This is a genomic window from Amycolatopsis silviterrae (assembly GCF_042684085.1).
In the GTDB taxonomy this organism is placed as follows: Bacteria; Actinomycetota; Actinomycetes; order Mycobacteriales; family Pseudonocardiaceae; genus Amycolatopsis; species Amycolatopsis silviterrae.
Window position 1 is genome coordinate 10,793 of record NZ_JBHUKS010000012.1, and the last position, 16,589, is coordinate 27,381.

General features: G+C 70.4%; 15 protein-coding genes. 11 read left to right on the forward strand and 4 right to left on the reverse strand.

Translation table 11 applies throughout. The annotated features are described in order from the left end of the window. Positions 1-47 precede the first annotated feature (47 nt). On the reverse strand, positions 48-1,949 hold the full coding sequence (locus tag ACFSVL_RS17575; protein WP_378305408.1) for a glycosyl hydrolase family 18 protein: 1,902 nt from the start codon (positions 1,947-1,949) through the stop codon (positions 48-50). A 391-nt stretch (positions 1,950-2,340) separates the two neighbouring features. Between ACFSVL_RS17575 and ACFSVL_RS17580 the strand changes: the two genes are divergently transcribed. After that, complete coding sequence (locus ACFSVL_RS17580; RefSeq protein WP_378305410.1) at positions 2,341-3,477, forward strand: acyltransferase; 1,137 nt, start codon at positions 2,341-2,343, stop codon at positions 3,475-3,477. 330 nt (positions 3,478-3,807) lie between these two features. On the opposite strand, the gene ACFSVL_RS17585 is transcribed toward ACFSVL_RS17580, so the two are convergent. Continuing rightward, the gene (locus ACFSVL_RS17585) at positions 3,808-4,518 is read right to left on the reverse strand and encodes an aspartate/glutamate racemase family protein (protein ID WP_378305412.1); all 711 of its coding nucleotides are present in this window, start codon (positions 4,516-4,518) and stop codon (positions 3,808-3,810) included. After that, entirely contained in the window at positions 4,518-5,945 is a 1,428-nt protein-coding gene (locus ACFSVL_RS17590; RefSeq protein WP_378305414.1) for an NCS1 family nucleobase:cation symporter-1, read from the reverse strand. The genes ACFSVL_RS17585 and ACFSVL_RS17590 overlap by 1 nt, the downstream gene beginning before the upstream one ends. 134 nt (positions 5,946-6,079) lie before the next feature. On the opposite strand from ACFSVL_RS17590, the gene ACFSVL_RS17595 reads away from it, so the two are divergent. Further along, positions 6,080-6,757, forward strand: coding sequence for a GntR family transcriptional regulator (locus ACFSVL_RS17595; RefSeq protein ID WP_378305415.1), 678 nt, complete (start codon positions 6,080-6,082; stop codon positions 6,755-6,757). A 100-nt stretch (positions 6,758-6,857) separates the two neighbouring features. Next, positions 6,858-7,703 carry an alpha/beta fold hydrolase gene (locus ACFSVL_RS17600; protein WP_378305417.1) on the forward strand — a complete coding sequence of 282 codons (846 nt, stop codon included), beginning with the start codon at positions 6,858-6,860 and terminating at the stop codon, positions 7,701-7,703. Here the strand turns inward: ACFSVL_RS17600 and aroA are convergent. Further along, entirely contained in the window at positions 7,696-8,982 is a 1,287-nt protein-coding gene (aroA, locus tag ACFSVL_RS17605) for a 3-phosphoshikimate 1-carboxyvinyltransferase (RefSeq protein WP_378305419.1), read from the reverse strand. The two genes, ACFSVL_RS17600 and aroA, sit on opposite strands and share 8 nt — an antisense overlap. Positions 8,983-9,079: 97 nt before the next feature. Between aroA and ACFSVL_RS17610 the strand changes: the two genes are divergently transcribed. From ACFSVL_RS17610 to ACFSVL_RS17645, 8 genes are all read left to right on the forward strand, one after another. After that, positions 9,080-10,780 (forward strand): CTP synthase, encoded by a 1,701-nt coding sequence (locus ACFSVL_RS17610; protein WP_378305421.1) that lies wholly within the window; start codon positions 9,080-9,082, stop codon positions 10,778-10,780. Next, positions 10,777-11,409, forward strand: a complete 633-nt coding sequence (locus tag ACFSVL_RS17615; RefSeq protein ID WP_378305422.1) for an NUDIX domain-containing protein — start codon at positions 10,777-10,779, stop codon at positions 11,407-11,409. Before ACFSVL_RS17610 ends, ACFSVL_RS17615 begins: the two co-directional genes overlap by 4 nt. 39 nt (positions 11,410-11,448) lie before the next feature. Continuing rightward, positions 11,449-12,381, forward strand: a complete 933-nt coding sequence (gene xerD / locus ACFSVL_RS17620) for a site-specific tyrosine recombinase XerD (RefSeq protein WP_378305424.1) — start codon at positions 11,449-11,451, stop codon at positions 12,379-12,381. Positions 12,382-12,513: 132 nt separating this feature from the next. Further along, positions 12,514-13,563, forward strand: coding sequence for a ParA family protein (locus ACFSVL_RS17625; RefSeq protein ID WP_378305426.1), 1,050 nt, complete (start codon positions 12,514-12,516; stop codon positions 13,561-13,563). Then, positions 13,560-13,979 (forward strand): cobyrinic acid a,c-diamide synthase, encoded by a 420-nt coding sequence (locus ACFSVL_RS17630; protein ID WP_378305428.1) that lies wholly within the window; start codon positions 13,560-13,562, stop codon positions 13,977-13,979. The genes ACFSVL_RS17625 and ACFSVL_RS17630 overlap by 4 nt, the downstream gene beginning before the upstream one ends. After that, a complete protein-coding gene (locus tag ACFSVL_RS17635; protein WP_378305429.1) occupies positions 13,979-14,956 on the forward strand; it encodes a segregation and condensation protein A in 978 nt (325 codons plus the stop codon). The genes ACFSVL_RS17630 and ACFSVL_RS17635 overlap by 1 nt, the downstream gene beginning before the upstream one ends. Continuing rightward, positions 14,953-15,795: an SMC-Scp complex subunit ScpB gene (scpB, locus tag ACFSVL_RS17640; protein ID WP_378305431.1), complete on the forward strand. Its 843-nt coding sequence runs from the start codon at positions 14,953-14,955 to the stop codon at positions 15,793-15,795. Before ACFSVL_RS17635 ends, scpB begins: the two co-directional genes overlap by 4 nt. Continuing rightward, a complete protein-coding gene (locus tag ACFSVL_RS17645; RefSeq protein WP_378305433.1) occupies positions 15,785-16,537 on the forward strand; it encodes a pseudouridine synthase in 753 nt (250 codons plus the stop codon). The genes scpB and ACFSVL_RS17645 overlap by 11 nt, the downstream gene beginning before the upstream one ends. Positions 16,538-16,589: the final 52 nt, after the last annotated feature.

A 16,589-nucleotide genomic window follows, 5' to 3' on the forward strand; every position in this document is an offset into this window, starting at 1 on the left:
TGGGTGAGGAAACCCGGTACCGCCGCCGACTCATGTGTTACCGCGGATCAGCAGGTGCCGTTGTCGGCCCACACTGCCGCGCTGCCGGGCGTTTCGCCCCGCGTCCACCACTTGGCGGACCAGCGATGCCCGTTGTAGGACACCACCGCGCCCGCGTTGTAGGACTGGGAGGTGTTCCACGCCGCCGGACACGCGGTCGTGGGACCGCCCCCGCCGGAGCAGGCTCCGTTGTCCGACCAGACGTCCGAGGTGCCGGGCGTTTCGCCCTGCGTCCACCACTTCGCCGTCCAGGTGTGGTTGTTGTACGACACGACCGCGCCGCCGTTGTACACCTTTCCGGAGTCCCAAGCCGCCGCCGTGCACTGGTTCGGCGTAGTCGTGGGAGTGGTCGGCGTAGTGGGCGTGGTCGGGGTCGTCGGCGTGGTCGGGGTCGTGGGGGTCGTCGGCGTAGTAGGCGTCGTCGGCGTGGTCGGCGTCGTCGTCGGTGGGTTCGAGCAGTTCGTCGTCGGCGCGGCGAGCCCGTCCACGACGGCGTGGAACAGCGTCGACGCCGGATCAAGGTCATACAGCGAGAACATCATCGCGCCGCCGAGGCCGTTGCAATGGATGTAATCGGTGCGCGCCTTGATCGACTGTTTCGACGAACCGCCGTAGAAGCTCGTCCCGTCGTAGAACCACGCGGATTGCGTTGTGGGGTCCCAGAACGTCGTCGACGGGTTGTCGACCACCCCCAGGAGTTCCTTGTACATCGCGACGCCGGGCACGTTGCCGCTCAACGGATGCGGAGCGGACGGACCGGTGGCGGTCTGGTACAGCCCGTGGTTCGAGCCGGCCGGCACGCCGGTCCAGCCGCGGTAGTAGAACGGGATGCCCAGGGTCAGCTTCGACGCCGGGAACCCGCCGGGGATGCCGTACGCCGGATTTCCTTGCGTGTACGACTTGATCACCGAGTCGATGTCGTACTTCTCCGTGCCCGGCGGGATGGTCGGGGACGGGTCGCTCGGCGAGGGGTAGAGCGGGTCCTGGAAGTTCGTCGGGCCGGTCTTGTCCCACGCGCCGTGCATGTCGTAGGTCATCGGGTCCGCGAAGTCCATGTACTGGTGGATCTTGTCGGTCTCGATCTTCGCGACCTTGTCCTGGCCGCCGGGCAGGGCGGCCGAGAGCGCGTAGTGCTTGCCGCCCAGCGCGTCCAGCTGGCCGCGGAACTCGGCGAGCAGCTTGGTGAAGTTCTGGGTGTCGTTCGGGCTGTAGTGGTTGCCCTTGTGCCCGCCGGGGTGTGCCGGGTACTCCCAGTCGATGTCGAACCCGTCGAAGATGTTCGCGGCGGTGCCGGGGCCGCCGAAACCGCCGGCGGCGGGGATGTTGCCCTTGATGAACATGTCCACGCAGGAGCTGACGAACTTCTTGCGCGAGGCGTCCGTGGCCGCGGCGTCGGAGAAGTACTTCGAGTACGTCCAGCCGCCCAGCGACAGCAGCACCTTCAGGTTCGGGTGCCGCGCCTTGAGTTCCTGCAGCTGGTGGAAGTTGCCGACGATCGGCATGTTGTAGGTGTCGGCCGTGCCGTCGACGCTGATGTCCGCGCCGAACGACTTCTGGTAGTCGGCGAACTGGTCGCCCGCGCCGTCGCCCGCGTTCGGGTCGTCCTCGCCCTCCGGGTCCGGGGTCGTGGCCTTGGTCGTCTCGAAGCAGGTGAGGTCGGTCGGGTGGATGTTCTCGAAGTCGTAGAGCAGGTAGTCGATGTTGTCGGCGATCTTGTCGACGTTCTTGAGGTAGTAGGCGTTCTGGTAGATGCTCCATTGGTCGAAGTAGGCGATGCGCAGGCCTCCTGAGGAAGGCGCGGGCGTCGCGGTCGCCGGGGCGGGCCGGGCCAGGATGGTGAGACCGGCCACGACCACGGCGGCCACGGCGGCGCAGGCCACGGCCAGCGGTCTCAGGGTCCGGTGGGGCATAAGGGTTCTCCCTCGCACAAGCGAAGTCCGCCCGCCGCACCGGAATGCGCGGCGAGCGTCGGACATCGGGTGATCACTGCAGGAGCGGGGCCGGCCCGCTTTCGAATGTGAACCAGGGCACAGCCGGAGTCAATACTGTGGACTAGACCAATTTTCAGGCGTGGGCGATTTGTGGTGAAGTGTCCGGAAAGGCCCGACGAACGGCCTGTTCCACGAGGGGCGAGTGGTCCGTGATTGCCGGGAGTAAGCGGTTCACCCGTACGGGTGTGGCTGACCCGACACCCGTTCCGCGCGGCATCAGCCGGGTCTCAGGAAGATCATGGGTGGCTCACAGCTGCGCACGAGAGCCTGGCACGATGAGCGCCAACGACCCCGGGAGCACGGCCGAACGATGACCACTACCGAGATCCCGCTCGTCCGCGCGGACGAGCCGGCGCCCGCCCGATCGCCGCACCTGCGTCAGCTCGATTTGTATCGGGTCGTCACGTTCGCCCTGGTCATCCTCATCCACGTGATCGGCTCCACGACGTTCCAGCAGGACGTCGTCGCGGACGCGATCCAGACGCCGCTGCACCTGACCCGCGAGGCGTTCTTCGCGCTGACCGCGTTCGTGCTCGTGTTCCAGTACCGCGACCGGCCGGTGCCCGCCGGGAAGTTCTGGCGCAGGCGGTTCCCGCTGGTCGCGGTGCCGTACGTGGTCTGGACGGTCATTTACCGGGTCTATTCGCTGATCACCTCGGACCAGCCGTTCGGCTCGATCGGCGCGCAGCTGCGCACGCTCGGGCTGGACCTGCTCACCGGGAACGCCTGGTACCACATGTACTTCATGCTGGTGACGCTGCAGGTGTACCTGCTGTTCCCGCTGCTGGCGAAGCTGTTCGGGCTGATCCGCCGCCGTCCGTGGACGGTGCTCGCGGTCTCCGGCGCGGTGCAGATCGCGGTGGCGATCTTCATGAGCTACCCGCCGGCCGCGCTGGGCTACGGCTTCGTGAGCCAGTTCTTCGCGACTTTCGTCGTGTACCAGTTCTACATGGTGCTCGGCACCGCCGCGGCGCTCCACTTCGAGGCGGTGCACGCCTGGCTGCGCGCGCATTCGCGCTGGATTCTGCTGGCGATGGCGGGCGGGCTCGTCATCGCGGAGACCGGCTACTTCGTGAGCGTTCATTTCGGCGAATGGCCGGAGATGGCGTCGGACGCCTTCCGCCCGTACCTGATCCCGTGGTTCGTCGCGGTGATCGCCGGGATCTACCTGGCGGGCGCGCGCTGGGCGGCGGGAAGGCAGCGCGGCGGGCGGTTCGTGTCCTGGGCGGTGAACCGGTCGTTCGCGGTGTTCCTCACCCACCCGATCGCGATCGCGCTGCTGGACCCGCTGTTCGTCTTCGTCGGCGACCGGTACGGCGCGCCGTGGACGACGCTGGTGGCGTACCCGGCGACGGTGGCGCTGACCTTCGCGATCGTCGAGGTGCTGCGGCGGCTGCCGTGGAGCAAGGCGCTGACCGGCCGGGCCCGGGTGCCGGTGCGGTCCTGAGCGGCATGCGGCTCCGCCACGAGCTCGCGGCGAGGGCCTGAGGGAGTCAGCGTCCAACGCCAGGGCTTAAGGCGGCGTTATGGGCGTGGCTGAGGCGTGTTCGCCAAGCCGAAGCCACTGACGGACCGGGGCGATTTGCGCCGGGGCCGTTGCGGGCAGCGGGCACTGGCCGTGTCATCCGTGAGGGGAACCCTGAGGGAATCAGATTCCCTCAGGGTTCCCCTCACGGACTTGACGAGACGGGCATTCCGGCATCACTCGGGCATTTAGCTGACGTGGGTGTCCTTTATGGACGATCGGCAGGCTGAGACCACCCGGCTTATTGCGGCGTTATGTGCCGGGCCAGGTCCGGTGCTTGTCGAGCGGGCGGGCGTAGGACCCGGCCCTGCTGGTGCGCAGTCCCAGCGCCACCAGTGATTCCGCGAGCCGGACCGCGGCGGCGACGCCGTCGACCACCGGGACGTCGAGCATCGCCGACATCTTGCGGTCCAGCCCGGTCATCCCGGCGCAGCCGAGCACGAGCACCTCGGCGCCGGCGTCGCGGGCCCGCAGCCCGGCGGTGAGCAGGGCGGATTCGGTGCGTTCCGCGTCGCGCAGCTCCAGCACGCTCAGCCCGGTGCCGACGACCGCGACGCAGTTCCGGTCCACCCCGGCCGAGTGCAGGCTGTCCTCGATCAGGCCGCACGTGCGGTCCAGCGTCGTCACTACCCCGTACCGGCGGCCGAGCAGTCCGGCGAGGTGCGCGGCGGCCTCGGTGATGTCGACGACCGGGACGTCCAGCAGTTCGCGCGCGCCCTCGCGGCCGTGTTCGCCGAAACCGGCGAGCACGACCGCGTCGAAGGTTTCCCCGGTGGTGCGCAACAGGTCCAGCACAGCGGCGGCGGACAGGAAGCTGTCGAGCCAGCCCTCCGCGGATTCCGGACCCCACTTCGGGGTCAGGGCGAGGATTTCGGTGCCGGAGCTGGCTGCCGCCCGCGCCCCGGCTTCGATCTCCTTCGTCATGGCCTCGGTGGTGTTGCAGTTGGTGACGAGGATCCGCATCAAGCCCTCCGCTGGCGGTACGAAACGGCGTAGTAGAGCAATCCGGCGCTGGCGGTGCCGAGGAACCAGGAGTAGGGCGCGGCGGGGGCGAAGAACGGCACGAGCGCGATCACCGCGGACAGCACCGCGCACGGAACAAAGGTGACCATCGCGCGCGGATTCACCTTCGGGTACTTGCCGTCTCGCACGAACAGCTGCTCGACGTCGACCTTGCCGCGGCGGATCAGGTAGTAGTCGACGATCATGATCCCGAACAGCGGGCCGAGGAACGCGCCGAGCCCGCCGAGGAAGTAGTTGACCACCACCGGCGACGAGTACAGCTTCCACGGCAGCACGCACAGCGCGGCGACGGCGCTGATCATCCCGCCGATGGTGAACGAGATCCGCTTCGGCCAGATGTTGGCGAGGTCGTAGGCGGGGGAGACGAAGTTCGCGACGATGTTGACGCCCATGGTGGCGATGGCGAAGGTCAGCGCGCCGACGATCAGCACCGGCGTGTTGTGCACCCGGGCGAGCAGTTCGGCGGGATCGGTGATCGCCTCGCCGAACACCTGCAGGCTGCCCGCGGTGACGATCACCGACAGCAGCGCGAAGGCCGTCGAGTTCACCGGAAGACCCCAGAAGTTGCCGCGCCGCACCGTTTTCTGGTCCGGGGCGTTGCGGGAGAAGTCGCAGAAGTTGAGCATCAGCGTGCCGTAGGTGGACAGGATCAGCCCGGCCGCGCCGAACCACTGCCGCACCTGCTCGCCGCCGGACAGGTGCCGCGGGCTGCTGGTGAACGAGATGTGCCAGTCGCTCGCGGCGAGGATCCAGATCGCGAGCGCGATCATCACGACCCAGATCAGCGGGCCGCACCAGTCCTGGAACTTTCGCACCGCCTCCATGCCGCGCGTGAGCACGAGCGCCTGCACGAGCCACAGCGCCACGAAACACATCCAGCCGAGCGCGTGCAGGCCGAGGAAACCGTGCTCGGTCAACGGTTTCAGGCCCGGGTCGATCGCGAGCACGAGCAAGGTGATGGCGACGCTCGCGAGGTAGGTCTGGATGCCGTACCAGAAGATCGCGATCACCGCGCGGATCAGCGCGGGGAGGTTCGCGCCGTAGGTGCCGAAGCTGATCCGGGCGACCACCGGGAACGGGACGCCGGTGCGCTGCCCGATCCGGCCCATCAGGTTCATCCCGAAGAAGATGACCACGAACCCGAACAGCAGCGCGGTGAACACCTGCCAGGCCGACAGGCCGAGCACGAACAGCCCGGCGGCGAAGGTGTAGTTGCCGAGGTTGTGCACGTCCGACATCCAGAGCGCGAAGATGTCGTAGACCTTCCAGCGCCGCTCCTTCGCGGGGGCGAGGTCCTCGTTCCAGAGCCGAGGATCGGGTTCGGGCTGGACGGTCGCGCTGGTTTCGGTGGACGGGGCGTGCGTCATTGCAGACCTCCGGTCGACGTGCCGGCTGCTTTGGGATCCCAAACTTGGGATCCCAAATATCGCTCCGCGCGGCTGCTGCGTCAACCCTCTTCCCGATAAACTCGGCGCCTGTCCAGTGTCGGAGAGGGGGACGGGTGGGCGCCACGGAGGAACGGCAGCCGCTCGCGGCGACGCGCCGGCGGGTGCTCGGCGAGCTGCGGGAACGGATCCTGACCGGGCGGTTGAAGCCGGGGGACCGGCTGGTCGAGCGCGAATTGGCGGAGGATCTCGGGGTGTCCCGGGTGCCGGTGCGCGAGGCGATCCGGAGCCTGGAGTCCGAGGGCTTCGTGGTCGTGCCCTCGCCCCGGCGGGTAGTGGTGCGGCAGCTGGCCAGGGTGGACGTCGAGGAGCTGTTCGACGTCCGGGAGGCGCTGGAGAGCCTCGCCGCCGCGCGCGCCGCGGAACGCGCGGGGAAGCCGGAGATGCGCCGGCTGGAGCGGCTGCTGGCGGAGTCCGCGCGGGTCACCCAGGGCGGTGACGGGGCGCGGATCGCCGAGGTCAACAGCAGGCTGCACGACGAGATCATCGCCATCGCGGGCAACCGCCTGCTCACCACGATGCTGCATCCGCTCGAAGGCCAGCTGCGGTGGCTGACCAGCCAGAACGAGCACTGGGCCGAACTGCTCGACGAACACCGGCGGCTGGTGGACGCGATCGGGTCCGGCGACGTGGAGCGGGCGCGGGAGTATGCCGCGGAGCACGTGCGGGTGAACCGGGCGGTGACGTTGCGGGATTTGTTCGGGGAGGAGCGGGGTGAGCGGCCGGCGGGCTGAGGTGGGGGTCGTGAGTGGCGATCGCGGTTCTAACCGGGATAAGCACTCACGAGGCCCGCAGGAGTAAGGTGACCCTAACTTCGAGCGGAGGGGGTCGCCGATGGCGCACGTGCAGGGCGAGCCGGAGTGGGTGTCCACAAAGGACGGTCGACGGCTGTACGCGATGGTGCTGCCCGGCCCCGGGTCCGGGCCGACGGTCGTGTTCGAGGCGGGAGCCGCGGCGAGCCGGTCGTCGTGGGGGCTCGTGCAGCCGCTGGTCGGCGAGTTCGCGCGGGCGGTCGTGTACGACCGGTCCGGGCTCGGCCGCAGCGCGCCGGATCCGTCCGGGCGCACGCTGGACCGCATGGCCGACGATCTCGTCGACGTGCTGAGTCACTTCGGGACCGGGCCGTACGTGCTCGTCGGGCACAGTGCCGGGGGACCGATCGTGCGGCTCGCCGCGTCGCGGACCGCGGCGGACATCGCGGGTCTCGTCCTGGTCGATCCGACCGACGAGGCCGCGGAGGTGCTGTTCTCGCCCGAGTTTCGCGGCATGGAACGGAAGCTTCTGCGCACTGGCCGGATACTCGCGGCGACCGGACTGCTGAAGTTCTTGTACCGCCCCATGTTACGGGCCGCCCCGGAGGACGTCCGGCGCGATCTGGTGCGGGAAGGCTTTACGCCGCAAGTGCTGCGCACGCAGACCGAACAGGCGCGGACCTTCCTCGACGAGCTGGAAGCCTGGCGGACGAACCCGCCGCCCTCAGGCAGCTATCCGGTCACGGTCGTGTCCGGCGGCCGCGCCGGGGACGGGATGAACGACGCGGTGCGCGCGGAGGCGAATGCCGCGCACGCGCAACGGGTTTCGCCGGGCGGGCGGCATCGGATCGCGGAGAAGTCCGGACATCTGGTGCCGCTCACCGAACCCGAGGTGGTGGCCGAGGAGATCCGCCGGTTGCTCAGCTGACGAGATCGCTCCACGTCTCGACGAACTTCGGGAACGTTTTCCCGACCGTCTCCGGGTCTTCGACCAGCACGCCGGGCACGCGCAGGCCCAGCACCGCCGCGGCCATCACCAGCCGGTGGTCCTCGTAGGTGTGGAAAACGCCGCCGTGCATCGGGGCGGGAGTGATTTCCAGGCCGTCCTCGAGTTCGGTGACGCCCGCGCCGAGGCCGGACAGTTCGGTGGCCAGCGCGGTGAGCCGGTCCGTCTCGTGGCCGCGCAGGTGCGCGACGCCGGTGATGCTCGACGGGCTCTCGGCGAAGCACAGCATCGCCGCGATGACCGGGGTCAGCTCGCCGACCTCGTGCAGGTCGAGGTCGATCCCGGGGAACGCGCCGCCGCCGGTGACGGACAGGCCGTCGTCGTCCAGCGTTGCCTTCGCGCCGAGTTCGGTCACCAGGCCGCGCAGCCAGTCGCCCGGCTGCGTGGTCTGCTTCGGCCAGCCGTGCACCCGGACCGTCCCGCCGCCGACCACCGCGGCGGCCACGAACGGGGCCGCGGTGGACAGATCCGGCTCGACGACGTATTCGGGGCAGGACAGTTTCGCGGGCTCCACGTGGAATTCCGTGCCGGAACGCTCCACAGTGGCCCCGAACCGGCGCAGCATGTCCAGCGTCATGGCGATGTGCGGTTCGCTCGGCGGGGCTCCGCCGACCAGCCGCACGGTCACGCCCTGCTCGAACGCCGGGCCGGCGAGCAGCAGCGCGGACAGGAACTGGCTCGACGCCGACGAATCGAGGTCCACCCGGCCGCCGCGCAGGCCGCCGGTGCCGTGCACGGTGAACGGCGGCGCGCCGCGTCCGCCGTCGTCGATCCGCGCGCCGAGCTTGCGCAGCGCGGCCAGCAGCGGGTCGATCGGGCGGCGGCGGATCGCGTCGTCGCCGTCGAACTGGACCGAGGCGTCGCCCAAAGTGGCGAGCGCGGGTGTGAAGCGGGCGACGGTGCCCGCGTTGCCGAGCGTGACGGTCGTTTCGTCGCCGCGGCCGCTGATGGTGCCGAGCGGGTGGACGAGGAAGCCGTCGATGGTCTCTTCCGAACGTGCGCCCAGCGAGGCGAGCGCGCCGAGCATCAGCCGAGTGTCGCGCGAATCGAGCGGATGGCGCACCCGGGTGGGCGCGCTCGCGAGCGCGGCGAGCACGTAGGCCCGGTTGGTGATCGACTTCGATCCGGGGACGCGCACCGCGGCGTCCAGCGAGGCGCCCGCGACCGGGGCGGTCCAGTGGTCATCGCGGATGTTCGTCACGCCGCGCAGCCTAGCGCGGGCGAGGTGAACCGATTCCGCCGCGCCGGGAAGAGGCGTCGGCGAGCGATCTGCCGGGAGTGGGATATGCTGGCGGCCCGTGGGACTTCAGTCGCGGGCTACCAAGTATGTCTTTGTCACCGGAGGCGTTGCCTCCTCTCTGGGTAAGGGTCTGACGGCGTCCAGCCTCGGACAGCTGCTCACTTCGCGCGGACTCCGCGTCACGATGCAGAAGCTCGACCCGTACCTCAATGTCGACCCCGGGACGATGAACCCGTTCCAGCACGGCGAGGTGTTCGTCACCGACGACGGCGCCGAGACCGATCTCGACATCGGGCACTACGAGCGCTTCCTCGACCGCTCTCTCGACGGGAAGGCGAACGTCACCACCGGGCAGGTGTACTCGGAGGTGATCGCCAAGGAACGCCGCGGCGAGTACCTCGGCGACACCGTCCAGGTGATTCCGCACATCACCGACGAGATCAAGGCGCGGATCACCGCCGCGGCCGGGCCGGACGAGAACGGCGTCGCGCCGGACGTGGTGATCACCGAGGTCGGCGGCACGGTCGGCGACATCGAGTCGCTGCCGTTCCTCGAGGCGTGCCGCCAGGTGCGCCACGACGTCGGCCGCGACCAGTGCTTCTTCCTGCACGTGTCGCTGGTGCCGTACCTCGCGCCGTCGGGCGAGCTGAAGACCAAGCCGACCCAGCACTCGGTCGCCGCGCTGCGCAACATCGGCATCCAGCCGGACGCGCTGGTGTGCCGCGCGGACCGGGAGATCCCGGACGACCTCAAGCGCAAGATCGGCCTGATGTGCGACGTCGACACGGAGGCGGTCATCGCCTGCCCGGACGCGCGGTCGATCTACGACATCCCGAAGGTGCTGCACAGCGAGGCGCTCGACGCGTACGTGGTGCGCCGGCTGGGCCTGCCGTTCCGCGACGTCGACTGGACGGTGTGGGGCGACCTGCTCGACCGCGTGCACAACCCGAGCGAGATCGTCCGGGTCGCGGTGGTGGGCAAGTACATCGACCTGCCGGACGCGTACCTCTCGGTCACCGAGGCGCTGCGCGCGGGCGGATTCGCGCACCGGGCCAAGGTCGAGATTGTGTGGGTCGCCTCGGACGACGCGCAGACCGAATCCGGCGCGGCGTCCGTGCTGTCCGATGTGGACGGTGTGCTGATCCCGGGCGGGTTCGGCATCCGCGGCATCGAGGGCAAGGTCGGCGCGATCCAGTACGCGCGCACGCACGGCGTGCCGCTGCTCGGGCTGTGCCTCGGCCTGCAGTGCATGGTCATCGAGAGCGCCCGGAACCTCGCGGGCATCGAGGGCGCGAACTCGGCCGAGTTCGACGAGGACACCAAGCACGCGGTGATCTCGACCATGGCCGACCAGCGCGACGTCGTCGCGGGCGAGCGCGACATGGGCGGCACGATGCGGCTCGGCGCGTACCCGGCGAAGCTCAAGGCGGGTTCGCAGGTCGCCAAGGCGTACGGCACGACCGAGGTGTCCGAGCGCCACCGGCACCGCTACGAGGTGAACAACGCCTACCGCAAGCAGATCGGCGACGCGGGGCTCGTGTTTTCCGGCACCTCGCCGGACGACCGGCTCGTCGAGTTCGTCGAACTGCCCGCGGACGTGCACCCGTTCTTCGTGGGCACCCAGGCGCACCCCGAGCTGAAGAGCCGCCCGACCCGGCCGCACCCGCTGTTCAGCGCGTTCGTGAAGGCGGTCGTGGACCGCAAGGTCGCCGAGCGGCTCCCGGTCGAACTGCCCGAGACGCCCGTGGCGGCCCGGTGAGCGCGCCCGGCACGCACGAGTTCTCCGTGGCCGGCAGCACGGTCGTCCACGTGGGACGGGTCGTCGGCCTCCGGGTCGACGACGTCGTGATGCCCGGCGGCGGCACCGCCAAGCGCGAGGTGGTCGAACACCTCGGCGCGGTGGTGATCGCGGCGCTGGACGAGCACGACAACGTGACGCTGGTGCACCAGTACCGGCATCCGCTCGGGCGCAGGCTGTGGGAGCTGCCGGCCGGGCTGATCGACAAGCCGGGGGAGGACCCGGTCGACGCGGCCCGGCGCGAGCTGGCCGAGGAGGCCGGGGTCGCCGCGGGCCGCTGGGAGACGCTGGTCGACGTCGCGGCCTCGCCCGGGTTCACCGACGAGGTGGTGCGCGTGTTCCTCGCGCGCGATCTGTCCGAAGTGGACCGTGAGGTGCTCGGCGAGGAGGAGGCCGACCTGGTGGTGCGGAAGTTCCCGCTCGCCGAGGCGGTCCGGATGGCGCTTTCCGGCGAGCTGGTCAACGGGGCGACGGTCTCGGGCGTGCTGTCCGCGCACGCGGTGCTGACCGGGGTGGCGGAGACACGCCCGGCCGACGCGCCGTGGCAGGACCGGCCCTCGCGGTTCGCTCGCCGACTGGCCGAGGGCTGAATTCTCGGTTCTGTCGGTGTGCCGTCCTAGAGTGGCGGCGTGAATGAAGCGGGTGTCGAGGTGCGGGGCGCGATCGCCACGTACCTCGACCACCTCGTCGTCGAACGCGGCACCGCACGCAACACCCTCGACAGCTACTCCCGCGACCTCCGCCGTTACGCCGCCCACCTGGAAGCGGCGGGGGTCGCGCGGCTGACCGAGGTCACGCCCGCGCACGTCACGTCGTTCGGCGCCGCGCTGCGCGAGGGCGACGAAGAACACCAGCCGCTGGCCGCGTCCTCGGCCGCGCGGGCGCTGGTCGCCGTGCGCGGGCTGCACAAGTTCGCGCACGCCGACGGTCTCACCGAACACGACCCGGCCCGCGACGTCCGCCCGCCCGCCGCGGCGAAACGGCTGCCTAAGGCGCTGCCGGTCGCGGACGTCCTCAAGCTGCTCGACACCCCGCCGCCGGACGGGGAACGCTCCTTGCGCGACCGCGCGCTGCTGGAGCTGCTCTACTCGACCGGGGCCCGGATTTCCGAGGCGGTCGGGCTCGACGTGGACGACGTGGACGACACCGAGCGCACCGTCCTGCTCGACGGCAAGGGCGGCAAGCAACGGCTGGTGCCGATCGGCCGTCCCGCACTGGAAGCCCTCGACGCGTACCTGGTCCGCGCCCGTCCCGCGCTCGCCGCGAACGGACGGGGCACGTCGGCGATCTTCCTCAACGCCCGCGGCAGCCGGCTCTCCCGGCAGAGCGCGTGGCAGGTGCTCAAGGACACCGCCGAGCGGGCCGGGATCACCGCCGCGGTCTCGCCGCACACGCTCCGCCACTCGTTCGCGACCCACCTGCTCGAGGGCGGCGCGGACGTCCGGGTGGTGCAGGAACTGCTCGGCCACGCGTCGGTGACCACGACCCAGGTGTACACGCTCGTGACGGTCACGACGCTGCGCGAGGTCTACGCCACCGCGCATCCGCGCGCGCTCGGCTGAACGCTCGACGCTCCCTAGAGCCTTCCCACGCTGCGGTGACTCGGCCCGTGCGGCCCGGCGCGGCGCTTTGCCGGTGCTCCGGAAATCCGCATAGGCTGCCGGAGACCCCGCCGAACAAGGAGCTTTCGCGCCATGTCGACACCGACCCCGAACCAGCCGGAGGACCCGGCAGCGTCCGCCGGGCCCGCAGGGCTGTCCGGGTCCGCGGGGCCCGCCGGGTCCTCCGGTTCGGCCGCGGCGAACCTCGAGCACGCGCGGATCGCCACCCCGGCGGACCACGAGGGCGACGAGCCGGAACGGCCGCTGACCCGCGCCGAACGCGCCCGGATGCGGGCGAAGGAGCGCGCGGAGAGCGGGATCGGGCCGACCGGGCGCCCGCTGCGCGAGATCCCCGAGCCGCCGCCGCTGGAGCGGCACGGCCCGGCGAAGGTGCTCGCCATGTGCAACCAGAAGGGCGGCGTCGGCAAGACCACGTCCACGATCAACCTCGGCGCCGCGCTCGCCGAATGCGGCCGCCGCGTGCTGCTGGTCGACTTCGACCCGCAGGGCGCGCTGTCGGTCGGGCTCGGCATCCAGCCGCACGAACTGGACCAGACGGTCTACAACGTCATCATGGAGCGCTCGGTGCAGATCGAGGACGTGCTCCGCAAAACCCGCGTCGACGGCGTTGACCTGCTGCCGAGCAACATCGACCTGTCCGCGGCGGAGGTCCAGCTCGTCGCAGAGGTAGGGCGCGAGCACACGTTGTTACGGGTCCTTCGTCCGGTGATGAACGACTACGACTATGTTCTTGTCGACTGCCAGCCCTCGCTCGGCCTGTTGACGGTGAACGCATTGACCGCCGCGGACGGTGTGATCATCCCCCTGGAGTGCGAGTTCTTCAGTCTGCGAGGCGTCGCGCTCCTGATCGACACGATCGAGAAGGTGCAGGAACGCCTCAACCCCAAACTGGACATCACGGGGATTCTCGCCACGATGTACGACCCGAGAACCCTGCACTCGAAGGAGGTCATGGCTCGCGTGGTCGAGGCATTCGGCGACACCGTGTTCGACACGGTGATCAACCGCACCGTGCGGTTCCCCGAGACGACGGTCGCGGGCGAGCCCATCACGACCTGGGCCCCCAAGTCCGCCGGCGCCGCGGCTTACCGCGCGCTGGCCCGCGAGGTGATCGCTCGGTGAGCAGGCGCGCTTCCCTGCCCGGAGCGTCGGAGCTGTTCCGCCTCACCTCCAGTCCGGCGACCCCCGCCCTCGAACGTCCCGCCGTGCCCGCCCCGGCGGAACCGGTGGCCCCGCCGCGGGCCAAGCCGGGCGCTCCCGCGGACACCGACCAGCTCGCCCGCAACGCGGCGCGCAGCGGGTCCGGGCGCACCAAGCACGACGCGAAGATCACCGTCTACGTCTCCGGCGAGGAACTGCTCGCGATGGAGCAGGCCCGGCTGAACCTCCGCGCCAAGCACGAGCTGGTGGTCGACCGCGGCAGGCTGGTCCGCGAGGCGGTGGCCGTGCTGCTCGCCGACTTCGACCAGCGCGGCGAGGAGTCCGTGCTGGTGCAGCGATTGCGGGCGAGCGGCGAGGACGGCGGAACCGAGGGCTGATGGACGAACCGGCATCGGCCGAGCCGCCGGAGCCGGAAGCGGCAGCCACCGAACCGGCGGAGACTCCGGCGGCCCCGGACCCCACGGACAGCCCGGCGGCTCCGGACGCTCCGGCGGAGCACGAGACGGTGCACGGCGGCACCATCCCCGAGGGATACGCCGCCGCCGACGAGAACTCGTCGAAGTTCAAGGTGCGGCTGCAGAACTTCGAGGGCCCGTTCGACCTGCTGCTGCAGCTGATCTCGCAGCACCAGCTGGACGTCACCGAGGTCGCCCTGCACACGGTCACCGACGACTTCATCGCCTACACCCGCGCGCTCGGCCCGGACTGGAACCTCGACGAGACCACCGAGTTCCTGGTGATCGCGGCGACCCTGCTCGACCTCAAGGCGGCCCGGCTGCTGCCCTCGGCCGAGGTCGAGAACGAGGACGACCTCGCCCTGCTGGAAGCCCGCGACGTGCTGTTCGCGCGGATGCTGCAGTACCGCGCGTACAAGCAGGTGGCCGCGCTGTTCGGCGAGCTGGAGGAAGGCGCGCTGCGGCGGTACCCGCGCTCGGTGGCGCTGGAGGAGCGGTACCTCGGGCTGCTGCCGGAGGTGATGCTGGGCGTCACGCCGGAGCGGTTCGCGGAGATCGCGGTCGCGGTGTTCCGGCCGAAACCGCCGCCGCAGGTGTCGATCGCGCACATCCACATGGGACGCGTGTCCGTGCGCGAGCACGCCGCGCTGCTGCGGGTGAAGCTCGCCGAGGCCGGGCAGGCGACGTTCAAGGAACTGACCTCGGACTGCGAGCACACGGTGGAGGTCGTGGCCCGGTTCCTCGCGCTGCTGGAGCTGTACCGCGAGTCGTCGGTGCAGTTCGACCAGCTGGAGGCACTGGCGGAACTGCACGTCCGCTGGACCGGCGGCAGCGTGGCCGAGGCGTCCGCCGCCGCCGAGCACGACCGCGCGGCGGCCGAGGAGGAGGAATACGGGTGAGCACCGAAGACGACCGCGCGCCGGTCGAGGAGGAGACTCCGGCGGAAGAGGCCCAGGTCGAGGCCGAGCCGGTCGCGGAGACCGAGGAGGCGGAGCCGGAAACCGCGCCGCAGCCGGAAAACGAAGCTGAGCCCGCCGACTCCGTCGAGCCGGAGCCCGAGCCGGAGACCGTTGAAGCCCGACCGGAATCCGCCGAAGGCGAGCCGGAAGCCGAAGCCGCGCCGGAGACCCCCGAAGCGGAGCCCGTGCCGTCCGACGACGAAGGCCTGGTCGCCGTGGACAGCGGCCTGCCCAGCGTCGAGGACGACGAGGCGCTGGAAGCCGCCCTCGAAGCGCTGCTGCTGGTCGTGGATTCGCCGATCGGCGAGGACGCGCTCGCCGAAACGCTGGAGCAGCCGGTCGCCAGGGTGACCGTCGCGCTGCGGACGATGGCGCAGAAGTTCACCGAGCGGGCCAGCGGGATCGACCTGCGGCGCGTCGGCGAAGGGTGGCGGTTCTACACTAGGGACACCTACGCCCCGTTCGTGGAGAAGCTCCTGCTGGACGGCCAGCGGTCGAAGCTGACCAGGGCCGCGCTGGAGAGCCTCGCCGTGATCGCGTACCGGCAGCCGGTCACCCGGGCCCGGGTCGCCGCGGTGCGCGGGGTGAACGTGGACGGCGTGATCCGGACCCTCCTGGCGCGGGGGCTCATCGAGGAGATGGGCACCGACCCGGAGACCACGGGCACGCTGTACGTGACGACCGAGCTGTTCCTGGAGCGACTGGGGCTGTCGTCGCTGAACGACCTGCCCCCGATCGCTCCGCTGCTACCCGAAGTGGACACCATTGATGACATCTGACGAACACCCCGACGGCATCCGCCTGCAGAAGGTCCTGTCGCAGGCAGGCGTGGCGTCGCGCCGGGCGGCCGAGGACCTGATCGCGGCCGGCCGGGTCGAGGTGGACGGCGAGGTCGTCACCGAACTCGGCCGCCGCGTGCATCCGGACGAGGCCGTGATCCACGTCGACGGCACGCGGGTCAACCTCCGCGACGACCTCGTGTACCTCGCGTTCAACAAGCCCAAGGGCGTGCACTCGACGATGTCGGACGACCGGGGCCGCCCGTGCGTCGGCGATTACCTGCGCGGCCGGTGGGATGAGACCCCGGGCGTCGTGCACGTCGGGCGGCTCGACGAGAACACCGAGGGCCTGCTGCTGCTCACCAACGACGGCGACCTCGGGCACCGGCTGATGCACCCGTCGTACCGGGTGCTCAAGACGTACTTCGCGGAGGTCGAGGGCCTGGTGCCGCGCGGGCTGGGCAAGGAGCTGCGCGCGGGCTGGGAGCTGCCGGACGGGATCGTGAAGGTCGACCAGTTCCGGGTCAAGGACATGCACTCCGGGCGCAGCATGATCGAGCTGGTGATCCACGAGGGCCGCAAGCACATCGTGCGCAGGCTGATGGCGGCCACCGGGCACCCGGTGCGCAAGCTGGTGCGCACCGCGGTCGGCGACGTGCAGCTGGGCAACCAGCGCCAGGGCACGATCCGCAGGCTCAACCGCGGCGAGGTCGGCACGCTGTACCGCACCGTGGGACTCTGACCGGTTCCCCACTTTCGGCCCTGATGCGGGGCCCCGCCGTCCCGGTTGAGTT

Excerpts from the sequence above, each read along its gene's own strand:
- ACFSVL_RS17575 (WP_378305408.1), bottom strand. The coding sequence starts at position 1,949 with ATGCCCCACCGGACCCTGAGACCGCTGGCCGTGGCCTGCGCCGCCGTG.
- ACFSVL_RS17585 (WP_378305412.1), bottom strand. The coding sequence starts at position 4,518 with ATGCGGATCCTCGTCACCAACTGCAACACCACCGAGGCCATGACGAAG.
- ACFSVL_RS17625 (WP_378305426.1), top strand. The coding sequence starts at position 12,514 with ATGTCGACACCGACCCCGAACCAGCCGGAGGACCCGGCAGCGTCCGCC.
- ACFSVL_RS17645 (WP_378305433.1), top strand. The coding sequence starts at position 15,785 with ATGACATCTGACGAACACCCCGACGGCATCCGCCTGCAGAAGGTCCTG.
- ACFSVL_RS17580 (WP_378305410.1), top strand. The coding sequence starts at position 2,341 with ATGACCACTACCGAGATCCCGCTCGTCCGCGCGGACGAGCCGGCGCCC.
- ACFSVL_RS17600 (WP_378305417.1), top strand. The coding sequence starts at position 6,858 with ATGGCGCACGTGCAGGGCGAGCCGGAGTGGGTGTCCACAAAGGACGGT.
- ACFSVL_RS17635 (WP_378305429.1), top strand. The coding sequence starts at position 13,979 with ATGGACGAACCGGCATCGGCCGAGCCGCCGGAGCCGGAAGCGGCAGCC.
- ACFSVL_RS17590 (WP_378305414.1), bottom strand. The coding sequence starts at position 5,945 with ATGACGCACGCCCCGTCCACCGAAACCAGCGCGACCGTCCAGCCCGAA.